General features: G+C 71.8%; 20 protein-coding genes. 8 read left to right on the top strand and 12 right to left on the bottom strand.

From position 1 onward, the window contains the following. Window positions 1-201: 201 nt before the first annotated feature. A complete protein-coding gene (locus ABZ880_RS29165) occupies window positions 202-1,536 on the top strand; it encodes a hydrolytic protein (RefSeq protein WP_361268408.1) in 1,335 nt (444 codons plus the stop codon). Window positions 1,537-1,719: 183 nt separating this feature from the next. On the opposite strand, the gene ABZ880_RS29160 is transcribed toward ABZ880_RS29165, so the two are convergent. Next, on the bottom strand, window positions 1,720-2,517 hold the full coding sequence (locus tag ABZ880_RS29160; RefSeq protein WP_361268406.1) for an SGNH/GDSL hydrolase family protein: 798 nt from the start codon (window positions 2,515-2,517) through the stop codon (window positions 1,720-1,722). 134 nt (window positions 2,518-2,651) lie between these two features. On the opposite strand from ABZ880_RS29160, the gene ABZ880_RS29155 reads away from it, so the two are divergent. From ABZ880_RS29155 to ABZ880_RS29130, 6 genes are all read left to right on the top strand, one after another. After that, window positions 2,652-3,860, top strand: coding sequence for a histidine kinase (locus tag ABZ880_RS29155; protein WP_361268404.1), 1,209 nt, complete (start codon window positions 2,652-2,654; stop codon window positions 3,858-3,860). Beyond that, window positions 3,857-4,531 carry a response regulator transcription factor gene (locus ABZ880_RS29150; protein ID WP_361268401.1) on the top strand — a complete coding sequence of 225 codons (675 nt, stop codon included), beginning with the start codon at window positions 3,857-3,859 and terminating at the stop codon, window positions 4,529-4,531. Before ABZ880_RS29155 ends, ABZ880_RS29150 begins: the two co-directional genes overlap by 4 nt. A 136-nt stretch (window positions 4,532-4,667) precedes the next feature. Then, entirely contained in the window at window positions 4,668-5,084 is a 417-nt protein-coding gene (locus ABZ880_RS29145) for a hypothetical protein (RefSeq protein WP_361268399.1), read from the top strand. A gap of 29 nt (window positions 5,085-5,113) precedes the next feature. Then, window positions 5,114-5,878, top strand: coding sequence for an ABC transporter ATP-binding protein (locus ABZ880_RS29140; RefSeq protein WP_361268397.1), 765 nt, complete (start codon window positions 5,114-5,116; stop codon window positions 5,876-5,878). Next, a complete protein-coding gene (locus ABZ880_RS29135; protein WP_361268394.1) occupies window positions 5,875-8,469 on the top strand; it encodes an ABC transporter permease in 2,595 nt (864 codons plus the stop codon). The genes ABZ880_RS29140 and ABZ880_RS29135 overlap by 4 nt, the downstream gene beginning before the upstream one ends. A gap of 236 nt (window positions 8,470-8,705) precedes the next feature. Further along, entirely contained in the window at window positions 8,706-10,670 is a 1,965-nt protein-coding gene (locus tag ABZ880_RS29130) for a BTAD domain-containing putative transcriptional regulator (RefSeq protein WP_361268391.1), read from the top strand. A 15-nt stretch (window positions 10,671-10,685) separates the two neighbouring features. Here the strand turns inward: ABZ880_RS29130 and ABZ880_RS29125 are convergent, their stop codons facing one another. The 9 genes from ABZ880_RS29125 to ABZ880_RS29085 all read right to left on the bottom strand — a co-directional run bounded on the left by ABZ880_RS29125 (window position 10,686) and on the right by ABZ880_RS29085 (window position 20,216). Then, window positions 10,686-12,293 carry a peptide-N4-asparagine amidase gene (locus tag ABZ880_RS29125; protein WP_361268389.1) on the bottom strand — a complete coding sequence of 536 codons (1,608 nt, stop codon included), beginning with the start codon at window positions 12,291-12,293 and terminating at the stop codon, window positions 10,686-10,688. A gap of 100 nt (window positions 12,294-12,393) precedes the next feature. Beyond that, window positions 12,394-14,148: an ABC transporter ATP-binding protein gene (locus ABZ880_RS29120; protein WP_361268386.1), complete on the bottom strand. Its 1,755-nt coding sequence runs from the start codon at window positions 14,146-14,148 to the stop codon at window positions 12,394-12,396. Beyond that, window positions 14,145-14,636: a lasso peptide biosynthesis B2 protein gene (locus ABZ880_RS29115; protein WP_361268383.1), complete on the bottom strand. Its 492-nt coding sequence runs from the start codon at window positions 14,634-14,636 to the stop codon at window positions 14,145-14,147. The genes ABZ880_RS29120 and ABZ880_RS29115 overlap by 4 nt, the downstream gene beginning before the upstream one ends. Further along, window positions 14,633-14,899 carry a PqqD family peptide modification chaperone gene (locus ABZ880_RS29110; RefSeq protein ID WP_361268380.1) on the bottom strand — a complete coding sequence of 89 codons (267 nt, stop codon included), beginning with the start codon at window positions 14,897-14,899 and terminating at the stop codon, window positions 14,633-14,635. The genes ABZ880_RS29115 and ABZ880_RS29110 overlap by 4 nt, the downstream gene beginning before the upstream one ends. Window positions 14,900-14,905: 6 nt before the next feature. Next, window positions 14,906-16,363: an asparagine synthase-related protein gene (locus ABZ880_RS29105; RefSeq protein WP_361268377.1), complete on the bottom strand. Its 1,458-nt coding sequence runs from the start codon at window positions 16,361-16,363 to the stop codon at window positions 14,906-14,908. 254 nt (window positions 16,364-16,617) lie between these two features. After that, window positions 16,618-16,728, bottom strand: coding sequence for a lasso RiPP family leader peptide-containing protein (locus tag ABZ880_RS29100; RefSeq protein WP_361268374.1), 111 nt, complete (start codon window positions 16,726-16,728; stop codon window positions 16,618-16,620). Window positions 16,729-16,856: 128 nt separating this feature from the next. Then, window positions 16,857-17,168, bottom strand: coding sequence for a hypothetical protein (locus ABZ880_RS29095; protein WP_361268371.1), 312 nt, complete (start codon window positions 17,166-17,168; stop codon window positions 16,857-16,859). A gap of 43 nt (window positions 17,169-17,211) precedes the next feature. After that, complete coding sequence (locus ABZ880_RS29090; protein ID WP_361268368.1) at window positions 17,212-17,895, bottom strand: response regulator transcription factor; 684 nt, start codon at window positions 17,893-17,895, stop codon at window positions 17,212-17,214. Next, the gene (locus tag ABZ880_RS29085) at window positions 17,892-20,216 is read right to left on the bottom strand and encodes a histidine kinase (RefSeq protein ID WP_361268365.1); all 2,325 of its coding nucleotides are present in this window, start codon (window positions 20,214-20,216) and stop codon (window positions 17,892-17,894) included. Before ABZ880_RS29085 ends, ABZ880_RS29090 begins: the two co-directional genes overlap by 4 nt. A gap of 246 nt (window positions 20,217-20,462) precedes the next feature. Here ABZ880_RS29085 and ABZ880_RS29080 point away from each other — a divergent pair, with 246 nt between their 5' ends. Next, window positions 20,463-20,912, top strand: coding sequence for a DUF5707 domain-containing protein (locus ABZ880_RS29080; RefSeq protein WP_361268363.1), 450 nt, complete (start codon window positions 20,463-20,465; stop codon window positions 20,910-20,912). Window positions 20,913-20,997: 85 nt separating this feature from the next. Here the strand turns inward: ABZ880_RS29080 and ABZ880_RS29075 are convergent, their stop codons facing one another. Both ABZ880_RS29075 and ABZ880_RS29070 read right to left on the bottom strand, forming a co-directional pair. Continuing rightward, the gene (locus ABZ880_RS29075; RefSeq protein ID WP_361268362.1) at window positions 20,998-21,510 is read right to left on the bottom strand and encodes a signal peptide protein; all 513 of its coding nucleotides are present in this window, start codon (window positions 21,508-21,510) and stop codon (window positions 20,998-21,000) included. Between the two features lie 179 nt (window positions 21,511-21,689). Continuing rightward, window positions 21,690-22,733, bottom strand: coding sequence for a substrate-binding domain-containing protein (locus tag ABZ880_RS29070; RefSeq protein WP_361268359.1), 1,044 nt, complete (start codon window positions 22,731-22,733; stop codon window positions 21,690-21,692). Between the last annotated feature and the right edge of the window lie 49 nt (window positions 22,734-22,782).

The raw sequence follows: 22,782 nt of genomic DNA, 5'->3' as shown, positions 1-22,782 counted from the left end.
AGTAGCAGGGGTCCCGTTTCCCATGCTGTTCAGCGCGGCACCACGGCCGATGATCAAGTTGACGCACGACCTCACGGCTTAACTACGCGGCATTGCCACTGTTACGGGCGAGTTGACAGTGACTTCGCGGGCACCACGACTGCCCGAATGTTGCCCTCGCGCTCCTCGGCACATCCCGGCGGGCGTTTCTAGCGTGGAGGCGTGACGCCTTCTGCAGCCTCTTCCGGTCCCGGTGCGCCCGGACTCGACATCCCGGTAGTGACGGTGGCCCCGGGCGGCACCGCCACGACCAGTCTGACCGTCCGCAACGACAGCGACATCGTCGAGGCCTACAGCCTGGAGGTCGTCGGGGACTGCGCCGCGTGGACCACCGTGGAGCCCGCGCGGGTCTCCCTGTACCCGGGCACCTCCGAGACGGTGACGATCCGTCTGGAGCCGCCGCGCTCCCCGGAGATCCGGGCGGGCGAGCTGCCCCTCGCGGTGCGGATCCTGCCGACCGAGCACCCCGACGCGGTGCGGGTGCCCGAAACCACCGTGCACATCGAGGAGTTCCACGAGCTGCGCACCGAGCTGCAGCCGCGCCGACGGCGGGGCTGGCTGCGCGGCCGCTACCGGCTCGCGGTGCGCAACGAGGGCAACACCCCGGTGCAGGTGGGCTTCACCCCCGGCCAGGCGGGCGAGGAGCTGGCGTTCGCGTTCAACCCGGCCGCGCCGAAGCTGGAGCCGGGCGAGTCGACCGAGGTCGGACTGCGGGTCCGTACGGGCAAGCCCGTGTGGTTCGGCAACCCGGTGGTGTGGCCGTTCACCGTGCACACCGCCGAGACCGGTGACCGGGACGAGACCCGGCCGGACGAGAGCGTCCACCGGCCGCCGCTGGACGCGGAGTTCGTCCAGATCCCCATCTTCCCGAAGTGGCTGCTGGCCCTGCTCGCGGCACTGCTCGCGCTGCTGCTGGCCTGGTTCGCGCTGGTCCGCCCGGCAGTGCGCAGCGCGGCGAAGGAGGCGGCCAAGCAGGCGGTCCAGCCGCGCCCCACACCTGCAGGCGAACAGGGCGACGGGCAGACACCCGGCAACGGTTCCGGCGGCGGCGCGAGCGCCTCGCCCGGCGCCCAGGGCTCGGGCCAGGGTTCCGGTGCGGGCGGCGACGGCGGCTCGAGCGGCGGCGGCACGCTCAACGGCCAGCAGAGCTCGGCGACCATCGACCTGAAGACGTCCGGTGGGGAGACCAGGACCGGCACTTACAAGGTGCCCGAGAAGAGCATCTTCGGAGTGACGGACATCGTCGTCGCCAACTTCCAGGGCGACGAAGGGGTGATAACGATCACCTTCGGCGACCGCAAGATCACCACGATCGCCCTGGAGACCTTCCGCAACCAGGACTACCACTGGGTCACCCCCATCAAGATCCCCGCGAACGACACCGTGACCATCGAGGTGACCTGTGCGAAGCCGGGCACTCCGGCCACCGGCCGCCGGGCGCAGGGATGCCACGAGGTACTGAACGTGAGCGGTGTGCTCAGCCGCACCGAGCAGTGAATCGGACCCCCCGATTCCGATCATTCTTGATCGGTGTCGACTACATCTGTAAAGACTGACAACTGACTGCGTCTGGAAATCGATAACTGGGGTCCGAAAACCGGCACTTGGGGCCGTGACGGATCACACACCACGAATGGAACCGCCCGGGACGGATCACCTCCGTCCCGGGCGGTTGCCGTATCAGCCCCAGGTGGCCTCGAGCTTGGCGGCGTAACCCTTCGTGTAGCCCGCGGCGTTGGGGTGGAAGACCGCGGAGGCGTTGGTCAGGTCGTTGATCCACGGGTCGGAGCCGCAGGCCCCGTGGTCCCTGAACATGGAGCGCATGTCGAGGAAGTAGACCGACGCCCTGGTCGCCGCGGCCCCGGTGCCCTCGGCCAGCGCGTCGGCGAGACCGTTCATGGCGGTGCGCTTGGTGGCGTCGAGGTCGATGACGGGGCAGGTCCCGGTCGAGGAGAGCGTCTGCGGGTAGCCGAGGACGAGGATCAGCGCCTTGGGCGAGCGGGCCCTGATGTCCTTGTAGAGGCCGGCGAGCTCGTCCACCAGCTGGTTCCTGGCGTAGTACGACATCCAGTCCGTGGCCGTCTTGCAGTAGCTGTCGCTCTCGGTGAGGCAGGCCTGGACGACGCTGGAGAACTGGGCGTCGTTGCCGCCCACCGTGATGGTGACGAAGTTGGTCGTGGAACTCAGCGCGGACAGCTGGTTGTTGCGGATGTCCGAGATGGTCGCGCCGCTGCAGGTGACGTCCTTCAGCGAGTACTCGGGGTTCGCGGCCGCCCACTGGTGCGGGTAGTTCAGCGGGCTGCGCTTGCAGTCACCACTGGCGGAGTCGTACGTACCCGCGCCGACCCCGGAGGCGTACGAATCTCCCAGAGCCACGTATTCCGCCTGGCTGGACGCCTGGGCGGGAGCACTCGCCGTACCCGCAATTCCGGCGAATGCCAGCACTGCACCGACGGCGACGGTCTTCAGTTTTCGCATGGGTTCCTTCAGTTTCTTGATCGCGGAATGCCGAAGGTAACCGCGGGTTGTTGCTCGGGAATTGTCGGTCTGTTGTCGGCAATTGACCCCCTTTCAGGAATGGTTTTGCGGGGCGATGTCGTAGCCTGTTCGCCATGTTGCGCCGCATACAGGCATTGCCGTGGATACATACGGCGTACGACATCGCGCTCGCGATGCTGGTGGTCGTCATCGCCCCGCGCTACGTCCAGGAGTACGACCGGCTCATCAGCTCGGGCATGGCCCTGGCGCTGCTCTTCCGCCGACGCCGGCCGCTGACGGTGATGGCGGTGGTCTCGGGGCTCGCGCTCGTCCAGTACGTGCTCTCGGAGTACCCGACGTTCCAGCTGGCGACCGCCCCGGCCGCCTACGACGTGGCGCTGCTCGTCGCGATGGTCTCCGTGGTCACCCACGCCCGGCCGATGTGGCACAGCTACGCGGCGGGCGCGGTCGTCCTGGTGGGCATCGCGGTGCAGTCCGGGCTCGGCCTGCCCGGCTCGCGGGGTTCGGTGGAGGTGGACCTCGTCACGCTGGCCTCCTACAGCGGTCTCGGCGCGGCCCTGTGGCTGACCGCCATGGTGCTGCGGACCCGGCGGCTGTACGTGGCGAGCCTGGAGGAGCGGGCCGCCACGGCCGAGCGGGAGCGGGAGCACCTGGTGCAGATCGCGGCCGCCGAGGAACGTGCGGAGATCGCCCGGGAGTTGCACGACGTGGTGGCGCACAGCCTGGCGGTGATGATCCTCCAGGCGGACGGCGCCGGGTACGTCCTCGAGTCGGACCCGGACAAGGCGGGTTCGGCGCTGAAGGCGATCGGCGACACCGGGCGGGACGCGCTGGAGGACATGCACCGCATCGTGCGGGTGCTGCGCACCGGCCGGGGCTCCGGGCAGGACGAGGCACCGGATGTGGATCGCAGACGGGTGTCGCTGGACGACCTCGAGACGGTGGCCGAGCGGGCCCGTGCCGCGGGGCTGGACGTGGACCTGGACATCGAAGGTGACCGGCGCGGTCTGTCGACGGCGGACGAACTGACCGTGCTGCGGGTCGTCCAGGAGAGCCTGACCAATGTGCTGCGGCATGCCGGTCCCGGCGCGCAGGTCGCGATCACGCTGCGGTTCGACCGGGACGTCGTAGTGATTCGCGTACTCGACGACGGTGCGGGGAAGCTGGCCGGGGCCGGAGGAGCGGACCGGGTCAGCGGTGGGAACGGGCTCGTGGGCATGCGCGAGCGTGTGGAGGTGTCCGGCGGCAAGTTCACCGCCGGGCCGCGCCTGGGCGCGGGATGGCAGGTCGACGCGGAGCTTCCGGTGAGGACAGTGGCATGACGGAGACGAACAACCCCATACGTGTCGTGGTGGTCGACGACCAGCCGCTGATCCGGGCGGGGTTCGCGATGGTGCTGGCCGCGCAGGGCGACATCGAGGTCGTGGGCGAGGCCGAGAACGGCGCGGACGCACTGAAGCTGCTGGCCCGCACCGAGGCCGACGTCGTCATCATGGACATCCGTATGCCGGTCATGGACGGCGTCGAGGCGACCCAGCGGCTGACTCGACTGCCGGACGGCCCGCGGGTGTTGGTGCTCACGACCTTCGACACCGACGAGGACGCCTTCGCCGCGCTGCAGGCCGGGGCGAGCGGCTTCCTGCTGAAGAACACCCCGCCCGAGGAGGTCGTGACGGCGATCCGCGTGGTGGCGGGCGGCGAGTCCGTCGTCGCCCCGCGCGTCACCCGCCGCCTCCTGGACCGTTTCGCGGGGAAGCTCACGCCCTCGGCCCAGCACGACGAGCGGCTGGACCTGCTGACCCTGCGCGAACGGGAGGTGCTCGAGCAGGTGGCCGAGGGACTGTCCAACAGCGAGATCGCCACCCGCCTCTTCATCGCCGAGGGCACCGTGAAGACCCACTTCGGCAAGATCCTCACCAAGCTGGACCTGCGCGACCGCGTCCAGGCCGTCATCTTCGCCTACGACTCCGGGCTCGTCAGACCACGGTCGTAGTCCCGCCCTCCAACTCCGGTCAGAGGGCGGCGGCCCGGAGATCGGTTTCCGAACCGATGTGCCGCGGCGCCCCGCCTCCGAGAATTTACCCGTACCGATCGACGAAAAGCGTCGGACGGAATTCCCGGGGGTCACCATGACTGCTTTCACACGCCCGCAGAACCGCAAGGCCATTCTTTTCGGCACCGTCGCACTGCTGATTTTCACGGCCGTGGCGGCCGCGGGCGGCTACTGGTGGAACGAGCGCAACGAGCCGAGCCAGGCGTCCAGGACCGACTGCAAGCTGGCGCAACTGCTCGTCGACTCCGCGCAGAAGATCCCCGGCGACCAGGCCGGTATCGAGAAGTGGGAGAAGAGCGCGCAGAAGCGCAGGTACCAGCTCGACGACGGATATCTCGGCGCCAGCATCTCGAATTACGAGGGGTGGGCGGCCACGACGGCGAAGGGGGAGGGCACGCCCCCGAAGAACGAGGTCCAGCGGCTGGAGGAGGAGGCCAACAGCCACTGCTCGGACGCGGACGTCACCCTCGTGTTCCCCCCGATCGCCTCCTGACTGCGCCGGGACGGAGGGGAATCCAGCTCATGGACACGACCGAAGACATTCCTGCACGCATGCCCGAACACATCGCCACCGCCGTGGATCTGGTCAAGGCCTACCAGCAGGGGCCGGCGCAGGTCAGGGCCCTGGACTCGGTGACGGTCGGTTTCGCCCGCGCCCGGTTCACCGCCATCGCGGGCCCCTCGGGCTCGGGCAAGTCGACGCTGCTGCACTGCCTGGCCGGCCTCGACTCGGCGACATCGGGCCAAGTCACCCTGGGGGAAACGGAGCTGACCGGGCTGTCCGACCGGGAGCTGACCCGCGTACGGCGGGACAAGGTCGGCTTCGTCTTCCAGTCGTTCAACCTGCTGCCCCAGCTGACGGCCCTGGAGAACATCGTGCTGCCCGTCACCCTGACCGGCCGCCACCTGAACGGGGACCTGCTCGACCACCTCGTCGGCGTGCTCGGCATCGGCGACCGGCTCTCCCACCGGCCCGCCGAACTCTCCGGCGGCCAGCAGCAGCGCGTGGCGCTGGCCCGCGCCCTGCTGGCCCGGCCCGTCGTGGTCTTCGCCGACGAGCCCACCGGCAACCTCGACTCGCAGTCCGGCGCGGAGGTCCTCGACCTGCTGCGCCGCTCCGTGCGCGACCTCGGCCAGACCGTGGTGATGGTGACGCACGACCCACGGGCCGCCGGGTACGCCGACCGCGTGGTCGTCCTCGCGGACGGGCGTGTCGTCGACGACGTGGACGGGGCGGACGGCGGCGATGTCATGCGCGCCCTGCAACCGGCGGGGAGGGCCCGATGAACACCCCTTGGCGGGCAAGCGTCCTGGGCTCCCAGCTCGCCGAACTCCTGCGCAGGCCCGGCCGGTTGGTGACGACCGGGATGTCGGTCCTGGTGGCCGCCTTCGTGGTCTTCGCCACCGTCATGGCCCAGCAGATCACCACGAACACCACCCTCGACCGCTTCCGCGGCACCCCCGAGGCCGTGAGCCTCGTCGCGACCGCCGGCGACTCCACCATCAGCGGTGCCGCTCTCGAGCGGATCCGCGCACTGCCGGGTGTCGCCGAGGCCGTCGGCCGCGTGAACTCCGGCGCACCGATCGCCGGCCCCTCCGAGCACTGGCTGGAGCTGCACTCCGACCCCGGCACCGGCCCGCTGTCCCAGGTCCGGCTCGTCGAGGGCGGCTACCCCGACCGCGCCGGCCAGATCGCCGTCAACCGCCGGGCCGCCGAGGAACTGGAACTCTCCCCCGGCACCCACACCACCCTGCGGGTCCCCGACCCCGAGAACCCGGACGACGGGGACAGGACCGTCAAGGTCACCGTCACGGTCACCGGCGTCGTGAAGAGCACCGCGACCGCCGAGCAGCAGTCCGGCGCCTACACCACCGACGCCCTCATCGCTCCCCTCGCGGACCTGCCGGGCTACGAGCACATCGACATCCGCGCCAAGGACGGTGTCCCGCAGGGCGAGTTGAGCGCGCAGGTGCACACCGCGCTCGGCAAGGCGTCCGCCGGAGTCTCGGTCAGGTCCGGCAGCGCCGTACGTGACCAGGAGGAGCGGGAGGCCGTGGGCGGGGACCTGAAGGAGATCTTCCAGCTGATCTCCGTGTTCCTGGCCGTGGCGGTGGGGGCCGCGGCCCTGGTCGCCACCTCGACCTTCCGGATCGTCTTCGCCCAGCGGATACGGCAGTTGGCGCTCCTGCGCGCCATCGGCGCCCCGCAGCGCCGACTGGTGACCGCACTCGCCGCAGAGGGCGCCCTGGTCGGCGCGGTCGCGGGCTCGCTCGGGGTGCTGCTCGCGCTGGGCGCCGGGCACCTCGCCCCCATGCTTGCCGCAAGCGCGGGCGAGGAGCTGTCAGCGCCGGGCTTTCCCGTGACGTACGGCGTGCTGGTCGTCGTAGGAACCGTGCTGGTGACCGTCGGAGCGGTTCTCGCCCCCGCCCTGTCGGCGGCCCGGGTGTCCCCGCTGCACGCACTGCGCACCGCGGACACCGTGACGGGCGAGCGCGGCATCCGCGCCGTCCGGCTCGGCACCGGGCTCCTGCTCGCCGCCGCGGCCGCGGGCCTCGCCGTCCTGCTGCTCGACCGGAACAAGGGTGACGACCGCGACCTCGGGATGATGGTCGTCGTCGCCTCGGCGGGCCTCGCCTTCCTGGCGCTCATCGTGCTGGGCCCGCTCCTGGTCCGCCCCGTCCTCGCGGTCGCCGGATGGCCGCTGCGCCGGCTGGGCACCACCGGCAGGCTGGCCGTCAGCGGTGTCGGCGGCACCCCGCGCCGTGCCGCGGCCGTCTCCGTCGTCGTGGCGCTCGGCGCGGCGCTGGTCTCCGGCGCCCTGGTCTGCCTCGCCTGTCTCACCGGCTACATGGAACGCAGCGACGCGCTCGACGCCCCCGCCGACTTCCGGATCACGGCCACCGGCAAGGGCTTCGACTCCGCCGTCGTACGGCAGTTCGCCGCGTCCCCGCAGCTGACTCATGTCACGGCCTACCGGACCCGCCAAGTGAACCTCGCCGACCGGGAGTTCGAGGTCTCGGACCTGGCCCCGGCCGCCCTGCCCACCGGCAGGGACATCGATGCCGCCACCGGCTCCCTCGCCGATCTGGGTCCGGGCCACGCGGTGATCGGCTCCGCCCTGGCCGCGGAACTGGGCCTGACCACGGGCGACACCCTCACGCTCCCTCCCCCACTCTCGGCTTCGCTCGAGCGGGGGAACCCCCATCGCGGCGGCCGTGTCGAGCTGACCGTCGCCGCCACGCTGCCCGGCCCGGGCCCGCTCCTCGCGGACGTGCTCGTCGCACCGGCCGATCTCGACCGGCTGGGCGCCACCGCGAACCCGAACGGCATCCTCGCCGACGCGGCGGTGGACGGCCTCGCCGCCCGCGGCAAGGCACAGCGCGCCCTGGAGAGCACCATCCGCGCACACGTCCCCGACCCCGACGACGTCACCCTCACCGTCCTCGCGGAATCCCGGGACAGCAGCAAGGACACGGTCCGCACGACAGGCATCACCGCACTCGGACTGGTCGCCCTCACCGTGATCGTCGCCGTCGTCGGCGTCACCGCCACCACCAGCCTGACCGCGATCGAACGCACCCGGGAGTTCGGGCTGCTCCGCGCGCTGGGCCTCGGCGGGAACGCCCTGCGCCGCACCATCAGCCTCGAAGCCGGTCTGTACGGCGTCCTCGGCGGCGTACTCGGCCTGGCACTCGGCATCCCGTACGCCTGGCTCCTCATCCGCACCGCCGTCACCGAGGCACCCCTGCGCCTGCCGACTGCCCAACTGCTGCTGGTCCTGGCCGGGTTGGCGGCCCTCACCGCACTCGCCGGTCTCCTGCCCGCCCGCCGTGCCACCCGGATCACGCCGATGGCCGCGCTGGGCGGCAGCGAATGAGCGAGGGCCTCCGCAGACGGAACGCGGACGAACAACACCCGGACAACAGCGGGGCAACGACCCGTTGGTTGACTTCGTACGACTCGGCAGCGACGGCGGGTCCCGGAAGCGGATGCGCGGACACGGGCGGCATCGAGCCATGTGCGGGGAACCGCTGTCCCCTTCATCACGTAGCCTGCATGCCCCGACGTCGCCAGGAGGTGGCCGACCCGTTGAACTCACGTCATGGACAAGCGATGCGGTTCGGCGTGCTCGGCCCCGTCGAGGTGCTGCACGGCAACGTTGCCCTCGATCTCGGACCCCGGCAGCGCCGCCTGCTGCTCGTCCGGCTGCTCCTCGAGGACGGCCGCCCCGTCTCGCAGCACACCCTCTGCCGCGACCTGTGGCCGACGGACCGGCCGGCGGGTGCCGCCTCCTCCGTGCGCGCCCACATCAGCAGGCTGCGCGCGGTCCTCGATCCGGTACGGCAGGGCAGGTCCACCACACTGGTCAGCGGACCGGCCGGGTACACCCTGAAGGTGCCCGCCGAGGCACGGGACACAACGGTCTTCGAGGCGTCGGTGAGCAAGGCGCGCGAGGCGCTCCGGGGCCGTCAACTCCCCACCGCCCGGCAGGAGATCGACGCCGCGCTCGGCCTGTGGCGCGGCGAGGCGCTGGCCGAGGCCGCCGAGCACGCCTTCGCGATACGCGAGCGCACCCGCCTGGACGGCGCCCTGCAGGACGCGAAGGAGCTGCAGACCTCGATCCTCGTCCAGCAGGGCGAGACGGAACCGGCGATCGCCGTCGCCGAGGGCCTCGTACTCAAGGCACCGCTGCGTGAGACGTCCTGGGCGCTGCTGATGCGGGCGCTGTACGCGGCGGGGCGGCCCGTCGAGGCACTGCGCCGGTACGAACGGTTCCGGGACATGCTCGCCTCGGAGCTCGGCCTGGACCCCAGCCCGCAGCTGCGGGACCTGCACACCGCGGTCCTGCGGCACGACACCGCCGTCCTCGGCACCGCCGCGGCCCAGCCCGGCGCCTCGCTCGCCGCGGTCCCCGACTTCACCGCCGCGTGCGCGCACCCGGGCCCCGGCACCCCCTTCGTGGGCCGGCGCGGGGAGTCCGCGCAGCTGGCCGCCCTGCTGTCGGCCGCGGCCGCGGGCCGCCCCTGGTGGGCGGTGGTCAACGGTGAGCAGGGCTCCGGCAAGACCCGGCTGGTGGAGGAGCTGTCCGCACGGGCCGCGGCGGCCGGGTTCACCGTCGCCCGCACCCGGGCCGGTCAGGCGCTCAGCGGCAACCGCGGGATCTCCCGGACCTGCCCCACGGTCCAACTCCTGGACGCGCTGCGGCAGGACGGCAAGGACTCCGCCGAGGACGAGGTGGCGCAGAAGGACCCGCTCGGCACGGTCGTCCACGAACTCACTCAGGCGCCCACGCTGGTCGTCGTCGACGACCTCGACCAGGCGCCGCAGGGCTTCCACCGCCTGCTCCGACGGCTCGCGCAGGTGCTGCGGGAAGCGCCGGTCGTCTTCCTCTGCACCCTCCGCAACCCCGACGCACCCGTGTCCAGCATGCTGCTCGCGGACCTGGCGCTGCTCGACGCGACCTGGCTGACCCTGGAGCCGCTGACCGCCGAGGACGTGGCCGAACTGCTCGCGGCACGCGGCGAGGACGCCTCTGCCCAGGAGGCCGCGGCCCTGCACCGGCGCGCGGAGGGGCACCCCTTCACCCTGGCCGAGCTCCTCGCACTCCCGCCCGACCGCCGCACCGGCCCGGAGGCCCAGGTCCCGGCAGCCGTGCGCAACATCCTCCACGCCCGCCTGCTCGAACTCCCCGACCAGGCCCGCACGATGCTCACGTACGCCGCCGCGGACGGCGAATGGCTGGACGTGAGCCTCCTGGCCGCCGCCCAGGACCTCCCCCCGGACGAACTCCTCCCCCTGATCGACGCGGCGGTCACGTCCCGCGTCCTGGTCTGGGACGCGGACCCGGGCACGACGGCCACGGGCCGCTACCGCCTCCCCGAACTCCCGCGCGACGTCGTCCTCACCACCCAGACCCCGTCCTCCCGCCAGCTCCGCCACGCAACCCTGGCCCGAGAGCTGGCGACCCGCCCCGACACCGACCCGGCGAGGCTGGCCCGGCATCTGCGGGCGGCGGGGCCCATGGCCCCGGCGGTGACCCCCGCCCGGAGCGACCGTTCCGCTCTCGGGCAGGGGTGAGCCGGGGACCGGCGGTCAGCAGCCGCGTACGTCCTTCGTCAGTACCCCTTGCTCCGTCGCGAGCGTGTGGTCGTAGCACGTGCCCGGAGCCCGGAGTCGATAGCGCTCGCCGGTCGTTGCGACCGCATGCCGGTCCTCGCGGGCTACGCCGAGGGTGAAGGTGGCGTCTCCGCTGTAGGTGTCGTCGATGCGGGTGGCGTCGAGGAGGGCGTGGTCGCCGACCGACATGATCACGCGGAGCCGGTTCGCGCTGTCGATGGTGGCGCGGCCGTCCAGGGTGTAGGTGCGGTCGATGCGGGACACATGGCCGTTGGTCGTCACCGACCGGTGGTCGGTCCACTTGCCGGTCTGGTCGTCGGTGTTCTCGTCCGGCGTCCACTGGTGGTCGATCGCGGCGGTGAGGGTCCGCTCGACCGTGGTCGTGACCCGGCCGTGGGAGGTGTCCAGGTAGCCGGTGACCTTCAGGTGGTCCTTGCCGCCGGTCACCAGGTGGCGGAGCGAGCCGTCGGTGTAGGTGTTCGTCACCGCCGGGTCCGCCGTCCTGTAGAACGTCACGGCACCCTTCACCACCGACTTGTGCGCGTCCTGCCAGACGAGGATGTTCGTCGGCGCGCTCCAGCCCGTCTGGCCGGCCGGCACCCCGAGCACCGACACGTCGACCTTGTGCGCCCGGCCGTCGTTGAGCTCACCCGCGAACGGGGTCAGGTCGAAGGTCAGCGGCCGTACGTCGAAGGCGTGCGGGGAGGGGATCACCGACCAGAGGTACGGGGACCAGCCGCCGGTCCAGACGTTCGGATACGGCGAGGCGATCCCGGCGACCTTCCCGTCGATGCTCACCTGCACCTCGCGGTACGGCCCGTCGTCCCCGCCCCGGCAGGAGTACGAGGCGGACGGCGTGACCGCCGAGTACCAGAACTCCTCGCAGCCGCCGCCCGACCCGGTGGCGTACACCTCGGCGAGGATCCGCTCGGAGTTGCGCGGGGTGGTCAGCGGGGTGCCGGTCGTCACGTCGTTGCCGGCGCTGAGGGGGATGACCTGGTCGGGGGCCGAGGAGGTACGCCGGGCGCCGGGCCCGGGGGCGTAGAAGGTCAGCGTCACCTTGACGTTCAGGACGCCCGTGTAGGTGTCGTTGACAACGTTGCCGATCAGCATGTCGACGGACTGCGCGCTGCTCAGCGTCTTCTCGTACTCGGTCACGTCCTTCTCGACGGACCAGTCGATCCCGTCCTGCGAGGGCTCGGGCGTCGACGTACGGAGGACCTGCACACCTCCGATGTCCAGATACCCGAGGCGGTCGTACTGCCGCCCCTTCACGTTCCCGTCCATGCGCAGCACGACCTTGGACCAGCTGCCCGGTGTGCCGCAGCCGGTGGGCGGGGTGTAGGTGCCGGTGTACGGCGTGAAGTCCTTGAACTGCGCCTCGGCGACCGTGACCGAGCAGGACTTTGTGTGGGGGGTCGGGACGGCCGGGGCCGCGGTCACGGGGTCGTGGTAGTCGGTCCCGAACTCCGTCGGCACGGTGTCGGCGGTGGCCGTGCCGAGGGAGAGTCCGAGAGCGGCGAGCGCACCGGTCAGCACGGTGGCCGTCCGGCGCGGACGCAGCGGACGTATCAGGGATCTCATGGATCTCGTGGGGGTCATGGGTCTCATACGGCGCAGTGAACACGCGCATCCTCGCCCCGGCCAAGGGGAGTTGGAGAGGTCTTGACCGATTCCGGTCCGTTCACCGACCGAGGGGCAATGCGCCCGTGACGCAGCGATAGCGCTCGCTGGTGGTCCGGAGTTCGTCGTGGGTGCCGGTGGCGACGATCCGGCCGTCGTCCAGGACCAGGACCAGGTCGGCCGCGCGGACCGTCGAGTAGCGGTGGGCGATGACCAGGAGGGCGCATTCGGCGGTGATACGGCGGATCGAGCGGCGCAGGGCGGCCTCGTTGGCCGCGTCCAGGTGGGCCGTCGGTTCGTCGAGGAGGAGCAGCGTCGGGTGGGTGAGCAGGGAGCGGGCCAGGGCGATGCGCTGGCGTTCGCCGCCGGACAGGGCGGTGCCGTGCTCGCCGGCCGGGGTGTCCAGGCCGTGCGGGGAGCGGGCGACCAGGTCGGTGAGCTGGGCGAGGGCGATCGCGCGGTCCAGTTCGGCGGGGGGCGCGTCGGGGGCGGCGTAGAGGAGGTTCTCGCGCAGGGTGCCGTAGAGGACGGGTGCGTGCTGTTCCACCAGGCCGATGCGTGCGCGGTGCCGGGCCCGGTCCAGGGTGCGGATGTCGTGGCCCTCGAAGAGGACACGGCCCGCGTCGGGGTCGTAGAAGCGTTCCGCGAGGGCGAAGACGGTGGACTTGCCGACGCCGGAGTTGCCGATCAGGGCGATGTGGCCGTGGCGCGGGACCTGGAAGGTGACGCCGCGCAGGACGGGGCGGTGGGGGTCGTAGCCGAACCGGACGTCCTGGAACTCCAGTACCGGGGCGGCGAGTCGGGGTTGGGCGCGGGTCGTGCGGTCCGGCTGCGGTTCGGGCGGCAGGTCCAGGACCTCGGTGATGCGGCGCAGTGCGCCCAGGCCCTGGCGCGTGGTGCTCAGTGCCTGGAAGACGGCGGCGACCGGGGACATCAGATAGAGCATGTAGAGGAGGAACGCGGCGAGTTCGGCGACCGAGCCGTCGTGGCCGGCCACCCGTATGCCGCCGATCAGGAGGACGAGCAGGAAGGAGCCGTTGATGGTGAGGGTGACCGCCGGGGCGATCACCGCGTCGAGGGCGCCGACCCGCACGCTCTGGGCGTAGGCGCGGCGGGCCTGCCGTCCGATGCGCAGGGTCTCGCGCTCCTCCGCGCGGGAGGCGCGCACCGTGCGGATGGCGCCGAGCGCGCGCTCCAGTTCGGCGGTCATCGCGCCGGTGGCCTGCTGGGCGTGCAGCGAGGCCCGTTCGATGCCTTCGAGTACCGACGCCACCGCCAGTGAGCCGAGCACGATCACGGCCAGGACCAGCAGGAACAGCACCCAGTCGAGCCACACCATCAGCGCGACGACGCCGATCATGCCGACGCTGCCGGTGACCGCGTCGGTGAAGCCCGCGGAGACGAGCAGCCGCAGCGCCGTGCTGTCGGCGGCCGTGCGGGCGATGAGGTCGCCGGTGCGGTGTCGGTCGTAGGTGCGCATGGGCAGGCGCAGGAGGTGGCTGATCAGGTCGAGGCGCAGGCCCAGTACGACGCCCTCGCCGGTGCGGGCGAGGACGTAGCGTGCGACCGCCTGGACGGCGGCCTGGGCGAGGAACAGCGCGACCAGCAGTGCGACCGCGCCGCCCGTGGCGGTGCCCGCGCCCGCCGCCTCGATGACCCGTTTGACCACCAGGGGCTGGGCGAGGGCGAGCGCGGAACCGGCCAGCGCGAGCGCCGCGGCCAGGCAGATCCTGCGGCCGTGGCCGCGCAGGACCCGGCGGATCTCCTGGGTCGCGGTGCGCTGTCGGCCTTCGGTCGCCGGGTCCCGCTCGCTCACCCTGCTCGTCCCACGTGTGCGGACCCGAAGCGCTGGAGCACCGTGAAGCCGGTCCTGACCCCGGGGATGTCGGCGAGCACCTCCTCGTACAGCTCGGCCCAGGCGTGGAAGGCGAAGCGGCCGCCGATGGACGAGCGCTGCCGGGCGACCACGACCTCGGCGGGCAGGCCGAGCGTGGTGAGGTAGGTGACGAGGGCGTACGAGCGGGGCAGGCACAGCGCGTCGGGGTCGGCGAGGCGGAGTGCGGTGAGGCAGGGCAGCACCTCGCGGCGGGCGAGCGCGATCGCCTCGCGCGGGTCCGGCTCGCCCATGGTCACGGGCCGCAGCGCGCGCAGGGCCTGCTGGGCCTCGGGCCAGCCGCACCGTCGCAGGAGACGTGCGGCGCGGACCGTGCGGGCGGCGGCCAACAGCCGTGCCCGCCGGGGCGGTTGAGCCGCGCACCCGGAGTCCCAGAGCAGGAACTCCCAGTCGGCGGTGGGGTCTTTCATGGCGCCGGCTCGGCCAGGTGGTTCTCGGCGAGGCTGCCGGTGAGGGCGTCGAGGCCCTCGCGCAGGGTGGCTTCATTGGCGTCGATGCGCTTGCCGAGGTGCCGTACCGCCTCGTCGGCGGTGTCGTACTGGAGGGCGGCCTGCAGCATGAGGGTGGCGACGGGGTTCAGCTCGTAGTAGGCACCCTCCGCGCCGTCGAGCAGCACGCCCGCGCCGTCCGCGGGGTCGAAGACGGTCTGGTCGGTGAGCTTGAGCAGGGGCATCGGAGGTCACCTCGGGACGGGTCGGGCCAGTCGTGTCTCCAGGTCGCGCAGATAGAGCTCGACCATGGCGGAGCAGAGCAGGTTCTCGGCGTTGCGGCGCAGCGCCCGGGGGTCGGCGAGCACCTCGTCGAGACGGCGCGGGTCGACGACGCCGAGGCCGGTGAGCCGGGCGTCGGGGTCGCCGAGGATCCGGGCGAGCGCGTCGGGGTGGCGCAGGCACCAGGTCTCGTCGGGCGAGCCCAGCCAGGTCCGCCCGTAGTGCCGCCACACGTCGGGCGGCAGCCGGTGGGAGGCGGCCAGCCGCAGCACGGGCTTGTCGATGGTGCGGCCCGCGTGCGGGATCAGCCGGTACGCGTCGGGCAGCCGGGCCGCGAGCCGGCGCAGCATCCGGCCGCCGAGAGGGTCGGCGAGATGGATGCCGCGCGGCTGCCACAGGGCGAGGTTCAGGGTGTGTTGCTGGGGAAAGAAGTCCAGGTCGTACGTCTCGGGGGCGGCGTCCGGCACAGGCACCAGAAAGTCACTGCCGAGCTCCACCTCGGCCCACGCCTGCGGGTCGCCGTAGAGGGAGTAGGAGGGCCGGAAACTGCGCAGCAGGCGGCTCGACTCCCAGCGGGTGCCGAGCAGTCCGCGCAGCATCCGCCATTTCTCGTACGGCGGCACGTCACCGGTGAGGATGTCGTACACCCCGTAGCGCATCGGCCCGAACATGACGTCGCCCGACAGCCCGGACAGCACCACGCGCACCCCGTCGGCCGCGATCCGGTCGGCGACCCGTTCCAGGGACCGCGGCCAGACGTGGTTGAAGGGGTGGGGGAAGTCGCAGGTGGTGTCGAGGTAGTCGGCGTCGTCGGCGCGGGGGACGGTCACCAGCGGCACCCGGAGGTGCCGGCACACCTGGCGGGCGTACGCGGACTCGTCGGCGGACGGGTCGTCGGTGCCCATGTGGTACGCAGTGACGTCGGCGCCGTGGTCGGTGAGCGCCGCCAGCACGGTGGCCGAGTCGACGCCGCCGGAGAGCAGGATGCCGATGCGGCCGCCGGTGTAGGGCCGGGTCTCCTCCAGCAGCAACTCGTAGGTGAGGCGGGTGTACTCGCGCAGCGTGGTGCGGCGCGGCAGGTCCAGGGGGGTGGCCCGGTCGTAGGTCTCGGTGCGGGTGGCGCGGGGCCCGAAGACGGTGAACCGGCCGCGGCGCAGCCGCCCGAGGTGCGGATAGAGGAAGACGTCCTCGCCCCGGCAACTGCGCCACAGCCGCTCCCGGTCGAACTCGGGGAAGCCGTCGTCGAGCAGATCCCTCGGGTCCGAGGACCAGCGGACCTCCGCCCCGGCCCTGCGGTGGAAGATCTGGTCGGGGCTGGACAGCCCGCGGAAGAAGAGGACCCGCTGCCGTGTGACGACGCAGCCGGAGAGCTCCGCGGGGAGCGCGGTGAGCAGTCCGTTGAGGGCGTCGCATTCCTCGGCGGCCACCGCGGAGGAAAGTCTCTGGATGAATTCCAGAGATGGACGGAATGTGAGCGGTCCGACGAAAAGGACACGCGAGCCGTTTCCCGGCTGCGGCGGCCCCTGGCGAATTCCGGAGCCGGGGCTTGCGGGGCTGAGCCATTGCCGCGAAAAGCACGCGCAGGGATCGTACGGCATATCGGCTGTGGCTCCGAGTACGGCCCGCCCCGAGCACCCGACGTAGTCCACGACCAGGTGCGACGGGCCGGGCCGACGGTGTGTCACAGGATGTTGCCGTGTGAGAGGAGGTCAGGAGTGCCACGCCTGAGCAGGCCTGTCAGTTCCTCGATTCGCCCGAGGCGGACGAGGGTGGGGGCCGTGTACTTCAGCATTGTTCTCTCACCTACTTTCCCTCCCCTTTAACCTATTACGGCCCGTCTGGAAGTTCTCGGCGAGACGGGCAAAAACAGACAAAATCAGGTTGACCGCGCAATCACAGCGAGCACGGAATATTGACGGCTCAACCTGCCCGGCGGCCGCGGCTCAGCGCGCGGGCGCACCAGGTGATGACCGCCGCGTTGACCAGTGCGCCGAGGGCGACGGCCACCACGAGCATCGCGGTGCCGTCCGGGAGGACGAGCAGGACGAGGCTCACGGGGGCCGTGGCGAGGAGGGGGATGACGCCTGCCATGGACTCGTCCGAGTTCGCGCTCACCACCAGCGCCCATATGAACAGGGCGGCGCAGATCACGACGTAGACGAGGGCGATGGTGCCGCCGGCCGAGAGGCGCGGGCGGCGGGGGACGGTTCGGCCGGGATCGGTGCCGGTCACGGGGTTGGCTCCTCGGTCGTTGTCGTGGTCGTGGTGGGCGTCGTCAGAGGTGGGCGCCGGGTGGGTTGGGGCGGGCGAGGCCCAGGTCGTAGGCGAGGATCGTCGCCTGGACGCGGTCGCGCAGGCCGAGTTTCCGCAGCAGGGCGTTGACGTGGGACTTCACCGTGCCGACGGTGATGCCGAGTTGCTCGGCGATCTCCGCGTTGGTGAGCCCGGTGGCGACCAGGGTGAGGACGCCCCGCTGGCTGGCGGTGAGGCTCTCCAGTTCGGCGGGGCCGCTGCCGTCCCGGGTCTCGGGGACCCGTCCGGAGGCGTAGTGGCCGATGAGGCGGCGGGTCGCGGACGGGGCGAGCACGCTCTCGCCGGCGGCCACCACCCGGATGCCGTGCAGCAGTTCGGAGGGGTGCACGTCCTTGAGGAGGAACCCGGAGGCGCCCGCACGCAGCGCGTCGAAGACGTACGCGTCGAGGTCGAAGGTGGTCAGGACGAGCACGCGGGGCGCGTCCTCGCGGCCCGTGATGATGCGGGTGGCGGCGATGCCGTCCAGTTCCGGCATGCGTACGTCCATCACGACCACGTCCGGTGCCAACTCCTCGGCGAGACGCACCGCTTGGGCGCCGTCGGCGGCCTCACCGACCACCGTCATGTCCTCTTCGGCGTCGATCACGGCGGCGAATCCCGCCCGGACGATGCCCTGGTCGTCGACGACCAGCACGCGGAGGCTCATCGCGCCCCTGCCCCTTCCTGATCCTGCTGTTCCTGCCCGAGCGGCAGCCGGAGTCCGACCGTGCCCTGCGGGCCGGTGGTCAGGGTGCCGTCGAGTGCGGCGACCCGCGCCGCCAGCCGTTCCCGTACGGCGGCCCGGGCGGCGTCCGGCACCCCCGTGGCCGTGAGCGTCAACGTACCGTCGACCACGTCGAGTTCGAGCAACGCGGGCTCCTCACCGCAGGCCGCGAGCAGCGTCTCGGCGGCGTGGTAGGCGGCGAGGTCCACGGCGGTGGGCAGGCGTTCCGGTACGCGGTCGGTCAGCCGTATCTCCAACTCACGGCCGGTGGCGCGGAGTTGCCGGGCGAGCAGGTCGAGGGCCTGGAGGGTGGGCTGCGGCCGCAGTTCGCCCGCTGCCTCGCCCTCACCGTCCCGCACCGCGTCGAGCAGGGCGCGCATCGCGGCCAGCGCCTCCCGGGCGCGCTCGGCGGTCACGTCGAGCCGGCCCGCCTCCGCCTCCGCGACCATGTCGGCGGTGCGCGCCAGCACCGTGGTCTCGAGCCCGGCGGCGATCCGCCGCCGCTCGGCCCACGCGTCCCGCACGGCCTCCTCGGTCCAGGCGGCGAGCCGCTCGTCCCGCTCGCCCCGGTCGGCCCGTTCCCGCCGGCCCCACCGGGCCCCGCCCCACCGGGCCACGTCGGCCGCCGCCTCCGTCCCGGCCACCGCCCACGCGGCGACCTCCCAGGTGGAAGCCGTCGTGCCCCGGTCGAGGACGGCGAGGGTCACGGCGGTCGCGTGCACGACCACGGCCGCCGCCTTCCACCACACAGCCGCAGCCTTACGACACGCTCCGTCCGCTGTGCGAGCCGCCTCCACGGCCAGCGCGGCACACGTGGCGAGCATGCTCAGCGCGGGCGGCAGGACCACCGGCCCCGAGTAGTCGCCCACCGCCATCGCCGCCGGCCACAGCAGAGCCAGCCCTAGCAGTGCCCCGTATGCCGTGCGGGGCGCCCGGCGCAGCCACAGCAGCGCGACCGCCTGGGCCGCCGCCAGCAGCGCGAAGAGCACGCCCGCCGAGACATGCGAACCGCCCGACGTCGTCTCCGCATGGATCACCAGCGCCGGCAGCAGCGGCTGCACGACCAGTCCCACGGCCGCCGTCACCTGCGCCGGACGGTAGCCGCGCGGGACGGTCCGCTCCACCGGGGCGGCGGTACGGCCGGGCAGGGCCGCCCGTACCTCCCAACCGCCGTCCGCCGTGGGACCGGTGTGCAGGGTGCCGCCCGCCTCCCGTGCCCGGGAGCGCAGGAAGCCCTGGCCGCGTCCGCCGCCGAGGCCCGCGCCGTGCGCCCCCGAACCGGTGGGCGGTGCCGCGCTGGTGACGACGACGTCCGTGCGGGTGTCGCCGTGGCGGACCAGCACCGTCGTGTGCGCACCGGGCGCGTACCGTGCCACGTTGGTAAGCCCCTCGCGCACGATGCCGAAGGCCGCGTCCGCGACGGCGCCGTCCGGCAGGGCGTCGATCTCGCAGTCCACCTGCTGGTCGAGGCGGCGGAAGCCCGCGACCAGGTCCAGCAACCGCTCCTGCGGCGAGGGCAGTTCCTCCCGCGAGGGCGCAGGAGCCCGTACGGCGCCGAGTGCCCGGGTGACCTCACGACCGGTCTCGACGGCGAACTCGAGGGCTTCGTCGGCGAGTTCGGGACGCCGCTCGCGAAGTCCGAGCGCCGCACCCGCCGTCACGACCACAGCCGTCAGATGATGGGCGCTGACGTCGTGCAACTCCCTTTCCATACGGCGGCGTTCGACCGCCGGAAGCCGGTGCCGCTCGGCCTCGGCCCGCCTGAGCATCTCCTCGGCGGCCCGCCGGGCGCGCCGGGTCCGCCGTACGAGAAGACCGGCGCCGCACGCGACGACGTACAGCAGAGCCGTGAGGACGAGGTCGAGGCCGTTCCTGTCGCTGAGGCCGTGCAGGGTGATGTTCTGCAGCAGCTGCCACAGAGCGAGGGCCACCGTGCTCAACAGGGCGGTGAAGGCGTCGCGTTCGGTCGCCACGGTGAACAGCGCCAGCGCGACACCCGCGGTGCCGAGGACCGTCATCGCCCCGGTGGGCAGCGGTCCGGCGCCCAGCGCACAGGCGGCGGCGACCACGACGAGCGTGACGACCGGGCGGGTACGGCGCAGAGCGAGCGCGGCGGTCACCACTCCACCGACGAGGACCGCCACCAGCACGGCGCCCGCGGCCGGAACGTCCCCGCGCACCAGCGCGGCCCCCGGCCACACCAGGGCCTGGACGCAGAGCAGCAGGACCGGAGGAAGCCGGTCGTCGGTGGCGATTCGCTTCATGAGCGAAAGGCTAGGTCCGCAGGCGAGCGGCCCGACTCCCGCTGGAGACGGAACCCTGTCTCTTACCTGGGTTAGAGACCTCCCGGATGCTCTGCCTGCGGTTGGACGCGGCAATCGTCCCTCGGCCCGAGGACGGCCCCGTGCCCCCGCCCATAGGCTCGATCACATCGAGAACGCGGTCGGCCACCGCATCTCAGGCGCTCAGTCGAAGTCGCCTTTCCAACCAACGAATTCAGGGGGATCCCCATGTCCAAGCGCACTCTCGTCTCGTCCCTCATCGGCATCGTCACCCTCGGCGGCATCACCGCCGGCGGCATCGCCGTGGCCTCTGCGAACAGCCGGCCGACCCTGGACAACACCTCGGCCCGCTACGTCGCCCCGTCCGACGGCAGGGCCGGCTCCCTCACGTTCACCACGGACGCGAGCGACGACTCGGGCATCCGCAGCCTCAAGGTCCTTGCCTGGCCCGCGAGTTCGAAGCTCGACCCGACCGCGGCGGAGCTCCGGCACGCGGAGAGCGCGACGTGCGAAAGCCTCTCGGACGCGAAGGCCCGCTGCACCTACACCCTCAAGGTCACGAAGACCCAGGCCGCCGACCTGGCCAAGGGCACCTGGTACATCTCGACCCTGGCGACGGCGGAGGACGGCGACGTGTCGTTCGAGTCCCGCGCGGCGACATTCGAGATCACGCGCTGACAAGTCACCGCCGAGCGGCCGTACGGTGCGGGACCTTCGCCGTTCCGTCACACCGTCACGCGCCGGAGGCCGCCCGCCGGGGGCCTCAGCCGTAGAGCGCGACCCTCGGCCGGACCGTGCCCTCGGCCTGCGGGTCGACGACGGTGAGGCGGTAGACCTCGGTGAGGGTCTCGCCCGCGTGCAGTGTGCGCTGTGCGGTCGGGAGGTCGGTGAACAGGGTGCCGGTCTGGGTGCCGACCTGTACGGCCTCCCAGCAGCCGTCCGCCTTGCGACGCTCCAGCTTGATGTCCGACGGGGCGAGGAACGGGCCCTCGTCCGGCGACGTCACGAGCAGCTGCGGGGCGACCGTCCGGTCGGCCGAGGTGTCGTTGCGGTAAGTGACCGTGATCTCGTGCCGAGCACTGTCCGACGGGAGGGCACCTGCGGGCAGATCCACGAAACCGGACGGTATGGCGGGCGCCCGCACCTGCGAAGCGGTGGACGCCGCAGCGGCCGGCTGCCGGGTGGCCGCCATGGCGGGCCCCGCCGTGGCCAGACCGGAGAGCGCCACGACGAGGGCCACGGAAGCAAGCCTGACGCGGCTGTTCTTCAACGACACGTTCACTGTTCCTTCGGGTTCGCTCGGGTGAACCGGCCCGCCCCGCAAGGCTGTCGGCCACGAAGTTCCTCAAGGTTACGCAGAGCAGCGTAGAAGCCGATGAGCACCCGGCGGATCGGCCGAACGGCCGAGGCGGACGGGCGGGTCGAGAGCCCGCCCGCCACCCCACGCCCTTGGACCTACTTCAGCCCGATGGCAGCGCAGTCCGACGCGTACTTCTCGGTGCAGATCTGCTTGACGGTGTAGACGCCGTCCTTGATGACGGTGTCCTTGATGTTCGCCTTGGTGAGGGCGACCACCGGCACCAGCATCGACGGGATGTCCTTCTGCGTCGGACTGTCGACCGAGTCCTCGGTCAGCGCGTCGAACTCGATCGAGTGGCCCTGCACCTTCAGCACCGCCATCTTCGCGGCGTTGGTGGCCTCCAGCAGGAACGACTTGTACACCGTCATCAGCTGCTCGCCCGCGACGATCCGCTGCACCGCGTCCAGGTTGGCGTCCTGCCCGGTGATCGGCGGGAGCTTGGTCGCGCCGGCGTCCTTCAGCGCGTCGATCACGGCGCCCGCCATGCCGTCGTTCGCCGAGTAGACGGCGGCGATGTTGCTCAGCCCGACGGAACCAATGGCGTCCTTCATATGGGCCTTGGCGACCGAGGGCAGCCACTCCTTGGTGTAGTACGACTTGGCGATGTCGACCCGGCCCTTCAGCTCGCTGAGGGCGCCCTCCTTGAACCGTGCCGTGTTCGGATCGGCGACCGAACCGTTGATCATGACGATCTTGCTGGTCGCGGCCTTGCTGCCGAGCGCGTCGGTGATGGCACGGCCCTGCACCTCGCCGACGAGCTCGTTGTCGTGGGAGATGTACGCGTCGATCGGCCCCTCGGCGAGCCGGTCGTAGGCGATGACGGGAATACCCGCGTCCTTGGCCTTCTTGACGTCCGGCCCGATGGCCTTGGCGTCCACCGCGTCCACGAGGACTACGTCGACCTTGGCACTGATCATCTCGTCGAGTTGCTCGCTCTGCTTGTCCGCGCTCGCCTCGGCGTTGGCGTAGCGGATCTTGCCCTTGTCGTGGGTGAGGGAGGCGACCGTCTCCTTGATCAGCGGGTAGTCGAACTTCTCGAAGCGAGCCGTGTCCTTGTCGGGCAGCAGCAGCCCCACCGTGATGTCGTCGCCCTTCTTCGGACTCTCGGAACTACTGCTCCCACCGACACTGTCGATCACGCCGCAGCCGGCGAGCACGAGGGCCGACGCGGAAACCGTACAAACTATG

The sequence above is a fragment of the Streptomyces sp. NPDC047043 genome (assembly GCF_040644055.1).
In the GTDB taxonomy this organism is placed as follows: domain Bacteria; phylum Actinomycetota; class Actinomycetes; order Streptomycetales; family Streptomycetaceae; genus Streptomyces.
This window is presented reverse-complemented; position numbering and strand designations above follow the sequence as displayed.